At 71.7% G+C, this 17,114-nt stretch carries 13 protein-coding genes; 8 read left to right on the forward strand and 5 right to left on the reverse strand.

Going from position 1 to position 17,114, the window contains the following annotated elements; translation table 11 throughout:
* The first annotated feature begins 62 nt into the window (after nucleotides 1-62).
* Nucleotides 63-1,013, forward strand: a complete 951-nt coding sequence (locus tag ACFFQA_RS19385) for an N-acetylglucosamine kinase (RefSeq protein ID WP_377853862.1) — start codon at nucleotides 63-65, stop codon at nucleotides 1,011-1,013.
* A 9-nt stretch (nucleotides 1,014-1,022) separates the two neighbouring features.
* Here ACFFQA_RS19385 and ACFFQA_RS19390 read toward each other — a convergent pair whose 3' ends face one another.
* Nucleotides 1,023-1,958 (reverse strand): hypothetical protein, encoded by a 936-nt coding sequence (locus ACFFQA_RS19390; protein ID WP_377853865.1) that lies wholly within the window; start codon nucleotides 1,956-1,958, stop codon nucleotides 1,023-1,025.
* Between the two features lie 45 nt (nucleotides 1,959-2,003).
* Nucleotides 2,004-2,666 carry a DUF3159 domain-containing protein gene (locus tag ACFFQA_RS19395; RefSeq protein ID WP_377853868.1) on the reverse strand — a complete coding sequence of 221 codons (663 nt, stop codon included), beginning with the start codon at nucleotides 2,664-2,666 and terminating at the stop codon, nucleotides 2,004-2,006.
* A gap of 183 nt (nucleotides 2,667-2,849) precedes the next feature.
* Between ACFFQA_RS19395 and ACFFQA_RS19400 the strand changes: the two genes are divergently transcribed.
* The 7 genes from ACFFQA_RS19400 to ACFFQA_RS19430 all read left to right on the forward strand — a co-directional run bounded on the left by ACFFQA_RS19400 (nucleotide 2,850) and on the right by ACFFQA_RS19430 (nucleotide 10,658).
* Nucleotides 2,850-4,058: an ROK family transcriptional regulator gene (locus ACFFQA_RS19400; protein WP_377853870.1), complete on the forward strand. Its 1,209-nt coding sequence runs from the start codon at nucleotides 2,850-2,852 to the stop codon at nucleotides 4,056-4,058.
* An 18-nt stretch (nucleotides 4,059-4,076) separates the two neighbouring features.
* Entirely contained in the window at nucleotides 4,077-5,411 is a 1,335-nt protein-coding gene (locus tag ACFFQA_RS19405) for an extracellular solute-binding protein (protein ID WP_377853873.1), read from the forward strand.
* Nucleotides 5,412-5,414: 3 nt separating this feature from the next.
* Nucleotides 5,415-6,404 carry a carbohydrate ABC transporter permease gene (locus tag ACFFQA_RS19410; protein WP_377853876.1) on the forward strand — a complete coding sequence of 330 codons (990 nt, stop codon included), beginning with the start codon at nucleotides 5,415-5,417 and terminating at the stop codon, nucleotides 6,402-6,404.
* Nucleotides 6,401-7,270, forward strand: coding sequence for a carbohydrate ABC transporter permease (locus ACFFQA_RS19415; protein WP_377853879.1), 870 nt, complete (start codon nucleotides 6,401-6,403; stop codon nucleotides 7,268-7,270). Before ACFFQA_RS19410 ends, ACFFQA_RS19415 begins: the two co-directional genes overlap by 4 nt.
* Entirely contained in the window at nucleotides 7,267-8,532 is a 1,266-nt protein-coding gene (locus tag ACFFQA_RS19420; protein ID WP_377853881.1) for a 6-phospho-beta-glucosidase, read from the forward strand. Before ACFFQA_RS19415 ends, ACFFQA_RS19420 begins: the two co-directional genes overlap by 4 nt.
* 169 nt (nucleotides 8,533-8,701) lie before the next feature.
* The gene (locus ACFFQA_RS19425; protein ID WP_377853884.1) at nucleotides 8,702-9,703 is read left to right on the forward strand and encodes an N-acetylglucosamine kinase; all 1,002 of its coding nucleotides are present in this window, start codon (nucleotides 8,702-8,704) and stop codon (nucleotides 9,701-9,703) included.
* Between the two features lie 166 nt (nucleotides 9,704-9,869).
* Complete coding sequence (locus tag ACFFQA_RS19430; protein WP_377853887.1) at nucleotides 9,870-10,658, forward strand: SGNH/GDSL hydrolase family protein; 789 nt, start codon at nucleotides 9,870-9,872, stop codon at nucleotides 10,656-10,658.
* 88 nt (nucleotides 10,659-10,746) lie between these two features.
* Here ACFFQA_RS19430 and ACFFQA_RS19435 read toward each other — a convergent pair whose 3' ends face one another.
* The 3 genes from ACFFQA_RS19435 to ACFFQA_RS19445 all read right to left on the reverse strand — a co-directional run bounded on the left by ACFFQA_RS19435 (nucleotide 10,747) and on the right by ACFFQA_RS19445 (nucleotide 17,082).
* Complete coding sequence (locus ACFFQA_RS19435) at nucleotides 10,747-11,235, reverse strand: hemerythrin domain-containing protein (protein ID WP_377853890.1); 489 nt, start codon at nucleotides 11,233-11,235, stop codon at nucleotides 10,747-10,749.
* Between the two features lie 205 nt (nucleotides 11,236-11,440).
* Nucleotides 11,441-14,254, reverse strand: coding sequence for an AfsR/SARP family transcriptional regulator (locus tag ACFFQA_RS19440; RefSeq protein ID WP_377853893.1), 2,814 nt, complete (start codon nucleotides 14,252-14,254; stop codon nucleotides 11,441-11,443).
* Complete coding sequence (locus ACFFQA_RS19445; RefSeq protein ID WP_377853896.1) at nucleotides 14,251-17,082, reverse strand: AfsR/SARP family transcriptional regulator; 2,832 nt, start codon at nucleotides 17,080-17,082, stop codon at nucleotides 14,251-14,253. Before ACFFQA_RS19445 ends, ACFFQA_RS19440 begins: the two co-directional genes overlap by 4 nt.
* Nucleotides 17,083-17,114: the final 32 nt, after the last annotated feature.

Here is a 17,114-nt window from a genome sequence, read left to right on the forward strand (position 1 = left end):
TTCACGATAAGTAGGCCCTTATTGGTCTTTTTCCCACGGAAGCGCGCGGTTAGGGTCGGTGCGTGATCCTCGGCGTTGACATCGGTGGCACCTCCACCAGGGCGTTGGTGGCCGACCTGGACGGGAACCGGCTGGGCTGGGGCCGCGCGGGCGGCGGCAACCCGAACTCGCACGCCCCCGAGCAGGCGGCGGCCGAGGTGGCGGGCGCGCTCAAGGCCGCGCTGGACGGCCGCGACCCCGCCGGGGTGCGGGCCGCCGTGGTCGGCATGGCCGGCGCGAGCAAGATGTCCGACCCCGTGATCGCCGCGCTGTTCACGGACATGTGGCACGAGGTCGGCCTGCGCTGCCCGATGCGCGTGGTGACCGACTGCGAGGTCGGCTACGCGGCGGGCACCCCGAAGGCCACCGGAACGGCGCTGGTCGCGGGCACCGGCTCGGTCGCGATGCGGATCGTCGACCACCGGATGACGGCGATCTTCGGCGGCAACGGCTGGCTGCTCGGCGACGAGGGCTCCGGCTACTGGGTGGGTCGCGAGGCGGTGCGCGCGACGCTGAAGGCCATCGAGGGCCGCGCACCGTTCACCGCGCTGGCCGACGCGGTGCTCGCCGAGGTCGGCGGGACCGACTCCACCGACCGCAGGCGGCTGCTGATCACCCGCTCCAACGCAGACGAGCCGGTCCGCCTCGCCAGGTTCGCACCGCTGGTCAGCACGGCAGCGGCGGCGGGCGACGAGATCGCCCAGGACATCGTGCGCCGTGGCGTGCTGCACCTGGTGGACATCACGCTCGCGGCCGCCCCCACCGCGGACGGCACTCCGGTCGTGCTGATCGGCAGCCTCACCGAGGCGGGCAACCCCTTCGGCGACGCGCTGCGGGTCGGCCTCACCGCGAACGGCTTCACCGAGATCGGCGAGGCCCGCGACGGGGCGGCAGGGGCGGCTTGGCTCGCCGCGACGGAGCTGGTCGAGGACGAGTCACAGCGCCAGGAGCTGCACACGAAGCTCCTGGGCTGAGGACGCGGATCAGGGCTTGACGGGGTCGAAGGCGAAAACGGTGCCTGACGTGGGCGAGTCGCACACGACCTGGCGCACGTTGGCCCACTCGTCCTTCGAACCGTTCACGACGCCCAGGCACAGGTTGCTGTGCAGGGCCCGGATGTGGAAGCCCGCCGTGCCCGCGGATTCGAGGTTGTAGAGCTCGGCGTTGCCCGCGTTGCACTCGCCGTCGGAGACCACCCCGTCGACGCTCATCCCGCCCTTGCGCACACCCGTGCACCCCGGGCCGTAGTCCGGGTGGTCCGTGCGGATGCGGTACGAGCCGTCGTTGAGCCGGTCCAGCGAGAAGCGGGGCAGCGTGTCCGCGCAGTTCTTCTGGTAGAGGCTTCCGCTGTCGGAGCCCGCGCGCTCGGACAGGCACAGGTTCGAATGGACCGCGCGGATCAGGTAGCTGCCCTCCGCCGGGGCAGCGGGGTTCGCCTTGGGACTGATGGCGTGCGGCTCGTCCTCAGAGCGGTCGGCGGTGAAGAGCATCGGGACGACGACGGCGACGGCGACGAGCACCACGGCGGCGGCCCCGACCGGCCAGGCCCACCGGCGCTTCGGCCGCTCCTCGTACGTGACGGGTGCTCCCTGGTGCGGCTGCTCGGGTTCGGCGGCCTGGGACCGCGCCGGAGCCTGGCTCGCGAGGCGGTCGTAGGCGTGCAGCCAGGCGCGGACCGTCTCGTCGTTCTCACCGCAGGCTTTGAGCAGCGCGGACACCAGCTCCGCGCGCGGGAGGGTCGTGCGGGTGAGCATCGAGGCGGCCGTGCTGCGCGGCAGCGTCTCACCGAGGCTCTCGGCCTGGCGCTCGATCTGCCGGAAGGTCAGCCCCGACCGGTCCTTGAGCGCGCGCAGCAGCGTGACGTACTCGGCAGGGGAGCTCGCGCTGTCCGGGTCGGTCCCGGGGTTCACCTCGGTCATCGCAGTCGATCTCCCGGTTGTCCGTGGCGGGAGAGTACCCGGGTTTCAGGGAACCTGAGGGTGCCGGATGCCAGGGTGATCGGCGGGCAGCGCCCGGCGGAAGATCCACCAGCTCACCGCGAGGTTCAGCGCCACCAACGGGTAGGTCAGCGCGGCGCGGGTGGTGCCGAGCGCGACGGTCGCGTCGATCCACCACAGCGGGATGAACACGGCCAGCCTGATCACGTACTGCAGGACCCACGACCAGCTCGCCAGGCTGTAGGCGCGCAGCAGCGCGGGGTCCTTGCGCCAGCGGGTGCGCTGGCCGAGCGCCGTGCCGACCACGACGCCCAGCAGCGGCCAGCGGATCACGATGCTGACCGCCCAGGCGAGTGCGCTGCCCGCGTTGGCGATCAGCTGCAACAGGAAGAAGTCCGACGCGCGACCGGTGTAGAGCGGGATCAGGGCGGCGACCACCACGCCGAGCATGCCCAGCAGCACCGCGCGCGGCCGGTCGCCGCGCCGCTGGCGGACGATCGCCAGCACACCGCCGACCAGCACCGCGGCCACCGCGCCGAGCAGCACGGAGTCGTCGAAGAGCAGCCAGCCGATGACGAAGGCCACCGGCGGCAGCGTCGCGTCGATGGCGGCGCGGCGCCCACCGAGCAGGGTCGCGAGCGACTCCTCGCCGGGGTTCGCGGCCGGCTGGGCGGTTGACCGTTCCGTCACGCCCTCCAGCCTGCCCGAATCCCCCTTCCGCCAACACCACTTAGGCAACCCTTTGTGACCCACCCCTCTCCCGGCTCCGGCCTGCTTCGGGGATTGACCGCGGTGACCGCGCTCACTACCGTGACCGGAAATCGTCTGGAAAGTTAACAGACAAGACCGAACCAGTCCGGGACGGAGGCGGCCATGCGAGCGGGGAGCCCACGCCTGCTGCGGGAGATCAACGACCGCGCGGCGATCGAGGCGCTGCTGCAGCGGGGCGCGATGACGCGCTCCGAGCTGGAGGCGATCATCGGACTCTCCAAGCCCGCGACCGCCCAGCTGCTGACCCGGCTCGAACAGGACGGCGCCGTCGTCCGGGACGGCCTGCGCGGCGGCAGCCGGGGCCCGCGCGCCCAGCTGTGGGCGGTCAACGGCGGGCTGGCGCACGTCGCCGCCGTCGACCTCACGCCGAGCCACGCCGACATCGTGGTCGCCGACGTCACCGGCGCGATCCTGGTTGAGCACCAGGCGAAGCTGCCAACCGGCGGCGGCCCCGACGTGGTGCTCGCCTTCGCCGACGCGGTGCGCGAGGTCGTCGGCCGGGCCGGGCTGACCCCCGCGCGGCTGTGCGCGATCGTCGTGGGCTCGCCCGGCGCGGTGAACCCCGCGGACGGTCACCTCGGCTTCGCCCCCCACCTGCCCGGCTGGGAGGGCTTCGACATGCCCGGCAGGCTGCGCGAGCTGTTCGACGCGCCGGTCACCGTGGAGAACGACGTCAACCTGGTCGCACTGGAGGAGATGGCCGCAGGGCGGGCCACCGGGGTCGAGGACTTCGTGCTGCTCTGGCTCAGCCTGGGCATCGGCTCCGCCGTGGTGATCAACCGCAGGCTGCTGCGCGGGGCGACCGGCGGCGCGGGCGAGATCGACTGGATGCGGGTGCCGGACCTGGCCACCGCGGACACCGGCATCGACCGCACCGGCGTCCGGCTCGGCAACCTGCTGGGCTCGCCGACCGTGGTCAAGCTGGCCCGCGCGCACGGGCTGCCCGCCCGCAACGCGTGGACGGCCGTGCGCAAGGCCCTCGCCTCGGGCGAGGAGGGCAAGCCGTTCCTGACCGACCTGGCCAGGCGGATCGCCACCGGCGTCGCCGGGGTGGTCAGCGTGGTCGACCCGCAGCTCGTGCTGCTGGCAGGGGAGACCGGTCAGGCGGGCGGGGAGGAGCTCTGCGAGCTCGTCGCCGCCGAGCTGCACCGGCTGGTGGTGCCCCGCACCCCGGTCGCTCCGACCCTGGTCACCGGGAACCCGGTGCGCTCCGGCGCGCTGCACTCCGCGCTCGCGCTGGCCAGGGAGAAGGTTTTTGGACTCACCGCCGCCACTGCCGAACCCTTCCGCGGGTCCCCGAGACCCGCCTGATCAGTTCCTGGAGGGCTGATGCGCAAGACCTCACGCGCCGTTGTGCTCTGTGCGGCCACGGCGGTGCTGGCGACGGCGTGCGCCGGTGGTGGCGCCCGCGGTGGCTCCGGCGCGGTCGCCGAGCCGCCCAAGAAGGACGACAAGCTCACGCTCACCGTGTTCTCCAAGTACTCCGACCGGGAGGAGCTGGAGGTCACCAAGGCCCTCAACACGATCAAGTCGAAGTTCCCCAACATCGAGATCAAGCACGAGGGCAACCAGGACGACGACAAGATCACCGGAGCGGTGCGCGGCGGCAACCCGCCGGACGTCGCCATGACGTTCATGACCGACAACCTCGGCCAGTTCTGCTCCAGCGGCTCCTGGCAGGACCTCAAGGGCTACATCGAGCGCGACAAGATCGACCTGAACGTGATCCCGCAGGCGGTGCGCGAGTACACCGACTTCCGGGGCACCCGCTGCGCGCTGCCGATGCTGGCCGACGTCTACGGGCTGTTCTACAACAAGGACCAGTTCGCCGCCGCGGGCATCACCGAGGTGCCCAAGACCACCGACCAGCTGCTGGACGCGGCCAAGCGGCTGACGCAGAAGAACCCGGACGGCTCGATCAAGGTCGCGGGCTTCCTGCCGTCGATGCCCTTCTACAACAACCAGGCGCAGATCTGGGCGCCGTCCTGGGGCGCGCGCTACCTCGACGGCAACGGCAAGTCCGCGCTCGCGGGCAGCGCCGAGTGGAAGGCCATGTTCGAGTTCCAGAAGAAGCTGGTGGACTTCTACGGCTACGACAACCTGGAGCGCTTCCGCGCCGGGCTCGGCCAGGAGTACTCCGCCGACCACGCCTTCCAGCAGGGCAAGCTCGCGATGATCATGGACGGCGAGTACCGGACCGCGTTCATCGCCGACCAGGCGCCGAACATCTCCTTCGGCACGGCCCCGTTCCCGCACTCGGCGGCGCGGCCGGACCGCGACGGTGGCGCGTTCGCCACCGGCACGATCATCGGGATCCCCAAGGGCGCCAAGAACCCCGGCGCGGCGTGGGAGCTGATCAAGCACATGTCGCTGGAGACCGAGACCCTGGTCAACCTGTCCAACGCGATCAAGAACGTGCCGAGCACCGAGGCGGCGCTGAAGGACCCCCGGCTGCAGATCACCCCGCAGTTCAAGACCTTCATCGACCTCTACGGCAGCGGCAAGCTGTGGTCCAACCCGCCGACCCCGATCGGCGACGCGCACCTCAAGGCGGTCAACGACTTCGCGGCGGAGTGGCAGGCGGGCAAGGTCGCCAACCTCGACGAGGGCCTGAAGAAGGTCGACCAGCAGATCAACGACGCACTCGCCCAGAGCGGCAAGTAGCCCATGACCGCGACTCTGGAGCGCGGAGCCGTGTCGCGACCGCTGCGTCCCGCCGAGGGCAGGGCGCGGGTGCGGTCGCGGCACCGCTGGACGGTGCTGGCCTTCCTGTCCCCCGCGATCATCGGGTTCGTCGTCTTCTTCGGCTACCCGCTGATCGCCACCGTGTACTTCTCCTTCACCCGCTACGACCTGATCAACGCCCCGGAGTGGATCGGGTTCGACAACTACGTGCGGATGTTCACCAGCGAGCCGCTGGTGAAGGTCGCCGCGTGGAACACGCTGTGGCTGGTCGTGGTGCTGACGGTCGCCCGGGTGCTCTTCGCGCTCGGGGTCGCTTCGGTGATCGCACGGCTCAAGAGCGGCGTCGGCATCGTCCGGACGCTGTGCTACCTGCCGTCGCTCGCGCCGCCCGTGGCCGCGACGCTGGTGTTCAGCTTCCTGCTGAACCCGGAGTTCGGTCCGGTCAACGCGTTCCTGAACTTCGTCGGCATCGAGTCGCCGTTGTGGTTCAGCGACCCCGACTGGGCCAAGCCCGCGCTGACCCTGCTGGTGCTGTGGGGCTCCGGCGAGCTGATGATCATCATCCTGGCGGCGCTGCTGGACGTGCCGCAGGAGCAGTACGAGGCGGCTGAGCTGGACGGCGCCAACGCCGTCCGCCGGTTCTGGCACATCACGCTCCCGACGATCTCGCCGGTGCTGATGTTCGGCGTGGTCAACTCGATCATCTTCGCGTTGCAGTTCTTCACCCAGGCCGTCGTCGCGGGCTCGGTCGCCTCCGGCTCCGCCGACGTCGCGGGCTCGACGAAGATCCTCGGCTTCCCGCAGAACTCCACCCTGACCTACCCGATGTGGTTGTACACACAGGGTTTCCGCTACTTCAACATGGGCTACGCGGCGGCGATGGCGGTGCTGCTGTTCGTGGTCTCCTTCGTCTTCACCGCGATCCTGGTGCGCCAGATGCGTCGGGCCTCGCACGTCGAGGAGGGCACATGAGCACCGCAGTCCTGAGCGCCAAAGCCAAGCGGCCCAAGGGTTCCTGGGACCGCAAGCTGCACTGGGTGGCCACCCACAGCATCGGCATCGCGCTGGCGGTCGGCTTCACGACACCGATCGTGTTCGTCTTCCTCACCGCGGTGATGTCGGACAAGCAGGCGCTGTCGTCGAACCTGTGGCCGCAGGAGTGGCACTTCGAGAACTTCCTCCGGGTGTTCGAGAAGGCCCCGATGCTGGAGTACATGGCCAACTCGCTGCTGTACTCGCTGTTGGCAACGGCGGGCGTGCTGCTGTCGGCGATCCCGACCGCCTACGCGCTGGCGCGGATGAAGTGGCGCGGGCGCAACGTGGTCTTCCTGCTCGTGGTCGCGGCGATGATGCTGCCGCCGCAGGTGGTGTCGGTCCCGTTGTACGACATGTGGATCAGCTTCGGGCTCACCGGAACGTTGTGGCCCTTGGTGATCCCGTACTTCCTCTTCGACGCGTTCAGCGTGTTCCTGCTGCGCCAGTTCTTCCTGACGATCCCGCAGGACTACATCGACGCGGCGAAGATCGACGGCTGCTCGGAGTTCACCGCACTGGTGCGGGTGCTCGTCCCGATGGCGCGGCCTGGCATCGCCGCCACCGCGCTGTTCTGCTTCCTGTTCACCTGGAACGACTACTTCGGCCCGCTGCTCTACACCGGCGAGAACCCGGAGAACTGGCCGCTGTCCCTCGCGCTGGCGTCCTTCCGCGGTTCGCACCAGGTCGAGTGGAACCTGACCATGGCGGCAACGGTGCTGATCATGGCCCCGGCCATCGTGCTGTTCCTGTTCGCCCAGAAGTCTTTCGTCAAAGGCATCACGTTCACGGGGGTCAAAGGATGAAGCTCACCGTTGTCGGCGGCGGGTCGACCTACACACCGGAACTCATCGACGGGATCGCGGGCAGGCGGACGAGTCTGGCCGTGGACGAGATCGTGCTCGTCGACCCCGACCACGACCGCCTCTCCGTCGTGGGGCCGTTCTCCCAGCGCCTGCTCGACCACGCCGGGCACCCGGCGCGCGTGCGCACCACCTCGAACCTGGAGGAGGGCGCGGAGGGCGCGTCCGCGGTGCTGTTCCAGCTGCGGGTGGGCGGCCAGGCCGCACGGCGCTCCGACGAGACCTTCCCCCTGGACTGCGGCTGCGTCGGCCAGGAGACCACGGGGGCGGGCGGGCTCGCCAAGGCGCTGCGCACGGTGCCGGTGGTGCTCGACATCGCCGAGCGGGTGCGCGCGGTCACCGGTCCGGACACGTGGATCGTCAACTTCACCAACCCCGTCGGCATCGTGACGCGGGCGCTGCTGGAGGCCGGGCACCGCGCGGTCGGACTGTGCAACGTGGCGATCACCTTGCAGCGCTTGGTTTCCACACTGCTCGACCGCGCCCCCGATGACGTGAAGCTCGACCACGTCGGCCTCAACCACCTCACCTGGACCCGGCGGGTGGTCGTGGACGGTCAGGACGTGCTGCCGCAGCTGATCGCCGACCACGGCGAGGCGCTGGCCGAGGACCTGGAGCTGCCGGTCGAGCTGCTGCGGCGGCTCGGCGTGCTGCCGTCGTACTACCTGAAGTACTTCTACTCCCACGACGAGATCGTGCGGAAGCAGCGCACGGAACGCCCGCGCGCCGACGTGGTCACCGACGTCGAGCACGAGCTGCTGAAGATCTACTCCGACGAGAACGTGTCCACCAAGCCGAAGGAGCTCGCCGAGCGCGGCGGCGCGTACTACTCCGAGGCGGCCGTCCAGCTGGTGCACGCGCTGACCAGTGGTGGCGGCGCGGAGGAGCACGTCGTCAACGTGCGCAACGGTGCCACGCTGCCGTTCCTGCCGTCCGACGCGGTGATCGAGGTTCCATCCACTGTGGACACCACGGGTGCGACGCCGCTCCCGGTCGCCGATGTGCCGCCGGAGTTCTCCGGGCTGATCTCCCACGTGACCGCTTACGAGCACCTGGCACTGAAGGCGGCGGTGCACGGCGGCCGGGACCGAGTCGCCGACGCGCTGCTCGCTCACCCGCTGATCGGCCAGTTCTCCCTCGCGGAGAAGCTGGCCGACGACCTCGTCGCGGAGAACCGCGACCACCTGCCCTGGGCCAAGTTGTGAACCAGCAGGAGGGTCGGCCGATCAGGACCCTCCGCGAGCTGCTGGCCGCGGAGGTGCGCCCAAGAAGAGAGCGCTCCCACTCGGGCTTCCCCTGTTTCCGGACAGCGGACCGAGCACGGGAGATCGCCATCCGCGGGTTGGCCGCGATCAGGCGGCAGGGGGAGACGACGTGAAGACCGAGCAGATCGTGCTCGCCATCGACGGCGGCAACAGCAAGACGGACGTGATGCTGGTGAACGCGGAGGGAACCGTGCTCTCTCGGGTGCGCGGCCCCGGCGCGTCACCGCAAACCGTTGGTCTGCAACGGAGTCTGGACTGCTTCGGTGAGCTGGCGTCCCGCGCGTCCCGCGCGGCGGGCCTCTCCGGCGAGGCACCGTTCGCCACGCACACCGCCGCGTACCTCGCCGGAGCCGATCTCCCCCGCGAGGAACAGATCCTGAGCGAGGCGGTGAGCGCGCGCGGCTGGTCGGCGACCACGGTGGTCGCGAACGACACCTTCGCGTTGCTGCGCGCGGGAACCAGCGACGGCATCGGTGTCGCCGTGGTGTGCGGCGCGGGCATCAACGCCGTCGGGGTGGCACCGGACGGGCGCACGCACCGCTTCCCCGCGCTCGGCCGGATCTCCGGCGACTGGGGCGGCGGTGCGCAGATGGGCGGCGAGGCGCTGTGGCTGGCCGTCCGCGCCGACGACGGGCGGGGCGAGCCCACGGAGCTGCTGCCCGCGGTGCTCGCGCACTTCGGCGCGACGAGCATGGCCGAGGTGATCGAAGGGCTGCACTTCGGCGACCTCGACCTGGGTGTGGCCCAGCACGCGCTGTCACCGGTGCTGTTCGAGGTGGCGGCGGCCGGGGACCCGGTGGCGGCGCGGGTCGTCGCCCGGCTCTCCGAGGAGATCGGGCTGCTGGCCGGGGTGAGCCTGCGGCGGCTCGGCCTGACCGGCCAGCCGGTGCCGGTCGTGCTCGGCGGCGGCGTGCTGACCGGCGCGTCCGGCCAGCTGCTCGCCGACGTCGAGCGCAGGTGCAAGGAGGTCGCGCCGCGGGCGGAGCTGCGGCTGGTCGACCTTCCGCCGGTGGTGGGGGCCGCGCTCTGGGGGCTGGACTCCCTCGGCGCCGGCCAGGCGGCGGAGGCGGCGCTACGGGGTGCGGCACTGCCCGCACCGGCGGCGGCGTAGCGCCGGAACCCGAGAACCCCCGAGGTCCGCGCCCTGGATCTCGGGGGTTCTCGCGTCCGACGTGACGGTCCCCGCATCGGGGGGTCGCGCAGGTTATCTGACGGTGTGTCAAGTTACGGTGGGAGGGTTACGGCGGTGTAGGACCGGCAGGACTGGGAGGGACGTCGTGCAGTGGGGAACTTTTGTCGCTATCGGTGACTCCTTCACGGAGGGGTTGGACGACCCTGGTCTCGATGGGCAGTACCGCGGCTGGGCGGATCGCACGGCCGAGCGGATGGCCCAGAACAACCCGGGACTGCGCTACGCGAACCTGGCGATCCGCGGCAAGCTGCTCGACGAGATCGTCGCCGAGCAGGTCCCGCTGGCCAGCACGCTGCACCCCGACCTGGTCACCTTCTGCGGCGGCGGCAACGACCTGATCAAGCCGGCCGCCGACCCCGACGCGCTCGCCGAGCTCTACGAGAGCGCGGTGAGCCAGCTGCGCGCGGCGGGCAGCCAGGTGGTGGTCTTCACCGGCTTCGACACGCGTGACACCCCCGTGCTGCGCCGCGTGCGCGGCAAGGTCGCCACGTACAACGCGCACCTGCGCGCGATCGCCGACCGGCACGACTGCCTCGTCGTCGACATGTGGTCGATGCGCGTGCTCCAGGACCGCAGGATGTGGAGCGAGGACCGGCTGCACCTCACCCCGGAGGGCCACCACCGGGTCGCGCTGCGGACGTGCGAGGTGCTCGGCGTCCCGGTGGACGAGGACTGGTCCGCCCCGCTGCCCGAGGTCCCGCCCGCGACCTGGGTGACCTTGCGCCGCGACGACCTGCACTGGGCGCGGGTGCACCTGGTGCCGTGGCTGGGCAGGCACCTGCGCGGCATCTCCGCGGGCGACAACATCCAGCCGAAGCGCCCCGAGCTCGCCGAGCTGGCGGAGTCCAGCTGCGGTGGCGCGGCCGACCGCTAAGACCCAAACGCGCCATTCGCGGGCTTATGGACCTCCCCGCGCCCTCAAACAGGTCCATAAGCCCGCGAATGGCCGGAGGGGGACGGGGTCAGGGGGTGTTGACGAGGGTGCGGACGTGGGTGATGGAGCCGCAGTCGGCGTTCAGGCGGTCGCCGCGGGCTTTCGTGAAGGCCTTGCCCAGTTCGGCGCGGCGTTGGTCGGGCACCGTGTCCCTGGCGTCGTTGAGGATGGTCCGCTCTTCCTCGTCGACGTGGTGGCTGAGCGCCTTGACCAGGTCCTCCAGCTTGTCCTCCCATTCCTGGGAGGCCGTGTCCCGCACCTCCAGCAGCGAGAGCAGCGCCTGGTGGCCCTCCGCGTGCTCCTCCGCTCCGTGGTCGATCTCGTCGTCGTCCACCTTCTTGAAACGCCTGAGCGCCGGGTAGACCTCGCTCTCCTCGGCTTCGGCGTGCGCGACGAGGAGGGCGGAGAGCTCGCCGAGGAGGGCGCCGCGGTCGCTCGTGCGGTCACGCAGGGCGCGGAAGAGCTCCTCGAAGCGGCGGTGATCGGCGAGGATGAGTTCTACGACGTCAGTGGCCATGGCCTCGGAGGTACCCTCCGGCGGACGACCCCGAAACCGCCATCGGCCGGCACCCGGGGACGCGGGTGCCGGCCGAGACGAGCGGATGATCTTGACCTCCGAAGAGGGGATCCCCCAGGACCACCCGGTGACGCCGATCCAGCGCGAACCAAACGACGTCTATGGGTAGGTTGCCAGGCCCGGCTGACGGAGCGCTAAACGATCGCTAAACGGCTCGTTCAGCGGCGAGTTTGGTCAGCTCCTCGCGGACCTCCTCGGCCGCGCTGAGCCCCAGCCGCCCGAACAGCTCCAGTGCCCTGGCCAGCACGACCGCGGCCTCGTCCAGGTCACCGCCGCGCATCCGCAGCACCCGGCCCAGGCTCTGGCAGGACCACGCCTCCAGCAGCACCGAGTCCGCGGCGGCCGCCTCCCGCGCGGCGTCGCGCAGGTACCGCTCGGCGTCGGCCAGCTCGCCCATGGCCTCGCTGACCTGGCCGAGGTTGAGCCACGCCATGCCGATGCGGTCGGTGTTCTCCATCCGCTGGTGCAGCTCCAGCACCTCCTGGAAGTGCTCAAGAGCCTGCTGGTGCTCCCCCTTGCGCTTGCAGATCTCGCCGAGGTTGGTCAGGGCAAGCGGCAGCACGAACAGGTCGTCGATGCGCCTGCTGAGCTCGACACCGAGGCGGCAGTAGCGCTCCGCCTCCTCGGTGTCCCCGCGTTCGAACAGGCCGGGCACCATGTTGACCGCGATCAAGGCCACGTGCTGCGGGTCGCCGATCTCCTCCGCGAGCCGGTAGCCCTGCAGGTAGTAGGACATCGACAGCTCGTTCTGCTCGCTGTTGCGGTACGCCAGCCCCGCCATGTTGAGCATCCGCACCTCGGCGAAGCGGTCACCGAGCCGCCGAGCCGCGTCGATGCCAAGCCTGGTGAACTCGAACCACTCCTCCCACGGGCACCTGGCGAACAGGTAGGCGCTGAGCATGTGGGTCCCCGCCCAGGTCGCCTCGTACCTGCCGGTGCCGTGCGCGAAGCGCAGCAGCGCCACCACGTTCGGCCACTCGTCGTCCAGCCAGGCCATCGCGGTCCTGCGGTCGACGACCTCGGCGGGCACGATCTCCGGGTGCTCGGCGGCGTAGTGCGGGCCGGTGAAGGTCGGCCGCAGCGCGCGCCGGGTGTGGTCCAGCCCCGCGAGGTAGTAGTCGACGACGCGCCGGGTGGCGTCCTCGCGCGCGGTCGGGCTCAGCTCGGTGCGCGCGAGCGAGCGGGCGTAGAGCCGCGTGAGGTCGTGCATGGCGAAGCGGTCCGCGCGGTGCTCGGTGACCAGGTGGGCGGTGGCGAGCACCCGGAGCACGCGGCGGGCGGTCGCGATGTCCACTCCGGCAAGAACGGAGACCAGGTGCGGCGTCACGTCCGGCCCCGGCGGCACTCCGAGCAGCCGGAAGACCCGTGCGTGCGACTCGTCGAGGCTGCGGAAGGTCACGTCGAAAGCGCCGCGCACGGAGATGTCGTCGTCCTCGGTGCCCAACGCGCCAAGCCGCTGCTGCTCGTCGGTGAGCTCCGCGACGAGCGTGGCCACCGACCGGTTGGGGTTGACCGCGAGCCGGGCCGCCACGATGCGCAGCGCCAGCGGCAGACCTCCGCACAGCTCGGCGAGCCGCCGCAGCTCGCCGGGGTCCTCCGCGCGGTCCTCGCCGAGCGCGTTCGTCAGGATCCGCACGGCGTCGTCGGCGGGCAGGGCGTCCAGCGTCAGCACCCGTGCCGCCGAGGACACCGCGAGCCCGCCGAGCCGGCGCCTGCTCGCGACCACCGCGAGCGACCCGGACGCCACCGGCAGCAGGTCGCGCACCTGTTCGACGTCGCGCGCGTCGTCCAGCAGCACCAGCACCCGCCGGTCGGCGAGCAGCGACCGGTACAGCGCAACGCGCTCGTCGAAGTCCACCGGCACGCCCGCGGGAGCGATCCCCAGTGCCACCAGGAACTGCCGCAGCACCTCGGCGGGCTCCACCGGCGGCCGCTCCGGGTCGAAGCCGCGCAGCGACGCGTAGAGCTGGCCGTCGGGGAAGCGGCCCGCGACGCGGCGGGCCCAGCTCACCGTGAACGCGCTCTTGCCCATGCCGCCGTTGCCGACGACGAGAGCGACCTGGGGCGCGGAGCCCGTCCGCCCGCTGAGCAGACTGTCCATCCAGGACAGTTCCGCCTCCCGCCCGGCGAACCCGGCGGGCTCCGGCGGCAGCTGCGCCGGGCGCAGCACCACCGCGGTGCGCTCCGGAACGGGCTCCTCGGCGGGCCGGACCTCCTCGTCGTCGCGCAGCAGGCTGGCGTAGAGCTCCTGCAGCCTGCTGCCCGGGTCCACCCCCAGCTCGTCGGCCAGCAGGCGGCGGTAGCGCAGGTAGGTGCCGAGCGCTTCGGCGCGCTGACCGCAGCGGTGCATCGCGATCATGAGCTGGCCGATCATCCGCTCGCGGAACGGCTGGCGCGCGAGCAGGCCGGACAGCTCACCGAGCAGCTCCGTGTGCCTGCCGAGCTCCAGGTCCGCGTCGATGCGGTCCTCCAGGAGGCCGAGCCGGAACTCCTCAAGGTCGGCGGCGACGCCGCTGCGCAACCGTTCCGACGGCAGATCGGCGAGAACCTCCCCGCGCCACAAGGACAACGCGCTGCGCAGCACGACGGAGCGCCGCTCGGCGTCGAGGTCGGCGACGCCGTCCACCAGCGACTGCGCGCGGTGCACGTCGATCAGGTCCGGGTCGGCGCGCAGCAGGTAGCCGGGCGCGCGCGTCTGGATCTCCACCTCGCCGCCGGGCGCGATCTCGGCGAGCAGCTTGCGCAGCCGCGAGATGTAGCTCTGCATGATCGTGCGCCCGGTCGACGGCGGGTTGTGGTCCCACAGCACGTCCTCGATGCGCGCCACCGGGACGACCTGGTTGACCTCAAGCAGCAGCACGGCCAGCAGCGTCCGCGCACCGGGGCTGCCGACCGCGACCGGCTCACCGCCTGCGAGGATCTCCACCGGGCCGAGCACCCGGAACTCCAGTTCGCTCACCCGCGGTTCTCCTGAGCGGACAAGGCGGAGAGCCTGCTCCGGACGGTTTCCACCTCGGCAAGTCCGAGGCGCTCGAACAGTTCGAGGGCCCGGGACCACTCGCCCGCCGCCGTGGCCGGGTCACCGTTGGCCAGCGCGACATCGCCAAGCCCGCGCCGCGCCCGCGCCTGCTCGACCGGAACGCCGAGGTGCTCGGAGATCTCCAGCGCTTCGGCGAAAAGTCGTCGCGCCCCTGCGACATCGCCCGTCTCGACCATGGTGTCGCCGAGCCAGACCAGGCCGAGCGCGAGGGTCTCCCGGTCACCGGTGCGCCTGCTGAGCTCGATCCCCTTGCGCAGCCCGTCGACGGCCGCCCCGGTGTCGCCGAGCGCCTTCTGGATGAAGCCGAGGTTGAGCATGCAGCTGGCCTGGTTGAGGGTGTCCCCGGACGCCTCGGCCAGCCGCAGCGCTTCGTCCACATAGGACAAGGCGTCGGTGAAGCGGGCCAGCTCCATCAGCACCATGCCCACGTTCGCCGTCGTCGTCGCGATGTCCCTGGCGCTACCGAGCGCCTTGGCCGCGGTGCGCGCCGCCATCGCCTGTTCGAGGGCCTCGGCGTGGCGGTTCGCCCTGGCCAGCGCCACGGTCAGGCCGATGCGGGTGGAGACCTCGGCGTGCGGGTCGGCCAGCCGGTCGGTCGCGGGCAGCGCGCGGCGGTGGGTGGTGATCCACTCGTCGACCAGGAAGCGGGCGGACAGGAAGTTCAGCATCAGCCTCGGCAGCACCCACGCCTCGGCGTCCTGGCCGTCCTCCAGCAGGCCGCGCTGGAGTTCGAGCAGGTTGCCCAGCTCGGCGTCGAACCACTCCAGCGCCGCAGCGGGGGTGCCGACCTCGGGCAGCTGGTGCCCCGGCGCCGCTGGGAAGCTGAGGTCGTCACCGGCCGGCCGGATCGAGCGCCGGGCCAGGTCGGCGGTGGCCAGGTAGAACAGCACCAGCTGCTGGCGGGCCCAGGCCCGGTCCCGCTCGGTGAGGTCCGTGCGCGCCCGCTCCCTGCCGTGCAGGCGGAGCAGGTCGTGCATGACGAACCGGTCCGGGCGCTGCTCGGAGATCAGGTGGGCGGCGGCGAGCGAGCGCAGCCCGCGGCGCGCGGCGCTCGGTTCGATCCCCGCCATCGCGGCAACCAGCAGCGGGGTGACCTCCCGCCCCGGAACCAGGCCGATCAGCCGGAACAGCGTCGCGGCCTGCTCGGAGAGGTGCCGGTAGGAGACGTCGAAGACCCCGCGCACGGAGATGTCGTCGTCCTCGGTGTCCAGCGCCGCCAGCCGGTCCCGCTCGTCGGAGAGCTCGGCGACCAGATCGGCGGCCGGGCGGTCCGGGTTGACCGCGAGCCGCGCTGCGACGATCCGCAGCGCCAGCGGCAGACCACCGCAGAGCTCGGCGAGCAGGCGCAGCTGCGGTGCCTCGCTGACCGCGCGGTCCCCCGCCGCCGCCTCGATGATCCGCACGGCCTCGGCCTCGGGCAGCGTGTCCAGCGTCAGCACGCTCGCGCCGACCGACACGGCCAGCCCCCCGAGCCGCCGCCTGCTGGTCACCAGCACCAGCGACCCGCTGTCCCCCGGCAGCAGCGGCCGGACCTGCTCGGAGTCGCGCGCGTCGTCCAGCAGCACCAGCATCCGCCGCCCCGCCAGCAGCGACCGGTACAGCGCGACGCGCTCGTCCTCCTCGACCGGGACCGCCTCGGGGGCGACGCCGAGCGCGATGAGGAACTTGCGCAGCACCTGCGTCGGCTCGGCGGCGGGGTGCTCCGGGTCGAACCCGTGCAGCCCGGCGAAGAGCTGCCCGTCCGGGAACTCCGGCGCGACCAGCCGCGACCAGGTCACCGCGAGCGCGCTCTTGCCGACACCGGCCGCGCCGACCACGGTGGCGATCACCGGGCTCGGCCGCTCATCCCGTCCGACGAGCAGCGCGTCCAGCGCGGCGACCTCGCGTTCCCGGCCGGTGAACCCGGCGGGAGTGGGCGGCAGCTGGGCGGGCCTGCGCGGGACAGAGGAGCTCTGCTCGCTCGTGGCGGGCGCCCACCGCAGCGACGGGTCGTCCCGCACGACGCGCTCGTGCAGTGCCCGCAGCTGCGGACCGGGGTCGATGCCCAGCTCGTCGGCCAGGCGGGTGGTGAAGCCCTGGAAGGTGCTCAGCGCCGTCGCGCGCCTGCCGCTGCGGTGCAGGGCGAGGACGAGCTGCGAGACCATCCGCTCGCGGAACGGGTGCCGCGAGAGCAGTCCGGAGAGCTCGACCACCAGCTCCGCGTGCCGCCCCAGCTCCAGGTCGGCGGCGATCCGGTCCTCCAGCGCGACCAGCCGCAGCTCCTCCAGCTCGTAGACGACGTGCTCCAGCCGCCCGGCGGTCACCCCGCCGAGCACGGGGCCTCGCCACAACCGCAGCGCCTCGGCAAGCAGCTCCGCCCGCCCGGCAGGCGGCAACCCGCGCGCCCTGTCGATCAGCGCGGTCGCCCGGCGCAGGTCGATCAGGTCGTGGTCGACCCGCAGCTGGTAGCCGGAGGACCGTGTGATGATCTCCACTCGCCCGGCCGGATCCACCGCGCCGAGCAGCTTGCGCAGCTTGGAGACGTAGCCCTGGATGATCGTCCGCGAGGTGGAGGGCGGCTCGTCCTCCCACAGCACCTCGGCGATCCGGCCACGGCCGACGACCTGGTTGGCCTCCAGGACGAGCAGCGCCAGCAGCCTGCGCACCCCGGCCCCGCCCAGCGCGACCGGTACGCCCGCCGCGAGCACCTCGACCTGGCCGAGCAGCCGGAACTCCAGCTCCCTTGCCTCCCCCGCCGGTGATCGCACCCGCAAACAATACGACGAGCCGGATCCCGGCC

The sequence above is a fragment of the Allokutzneria oryzae genome (assembly GCF_042429765.1).
GTDB classification, from domain to species: domain Bacteria; phylum Actinomycetota; class Actinomycetes; order Mycobacteriales; family Pseudonocardiaceae; genus Allokutzneria; species Allokutzneria oryzae.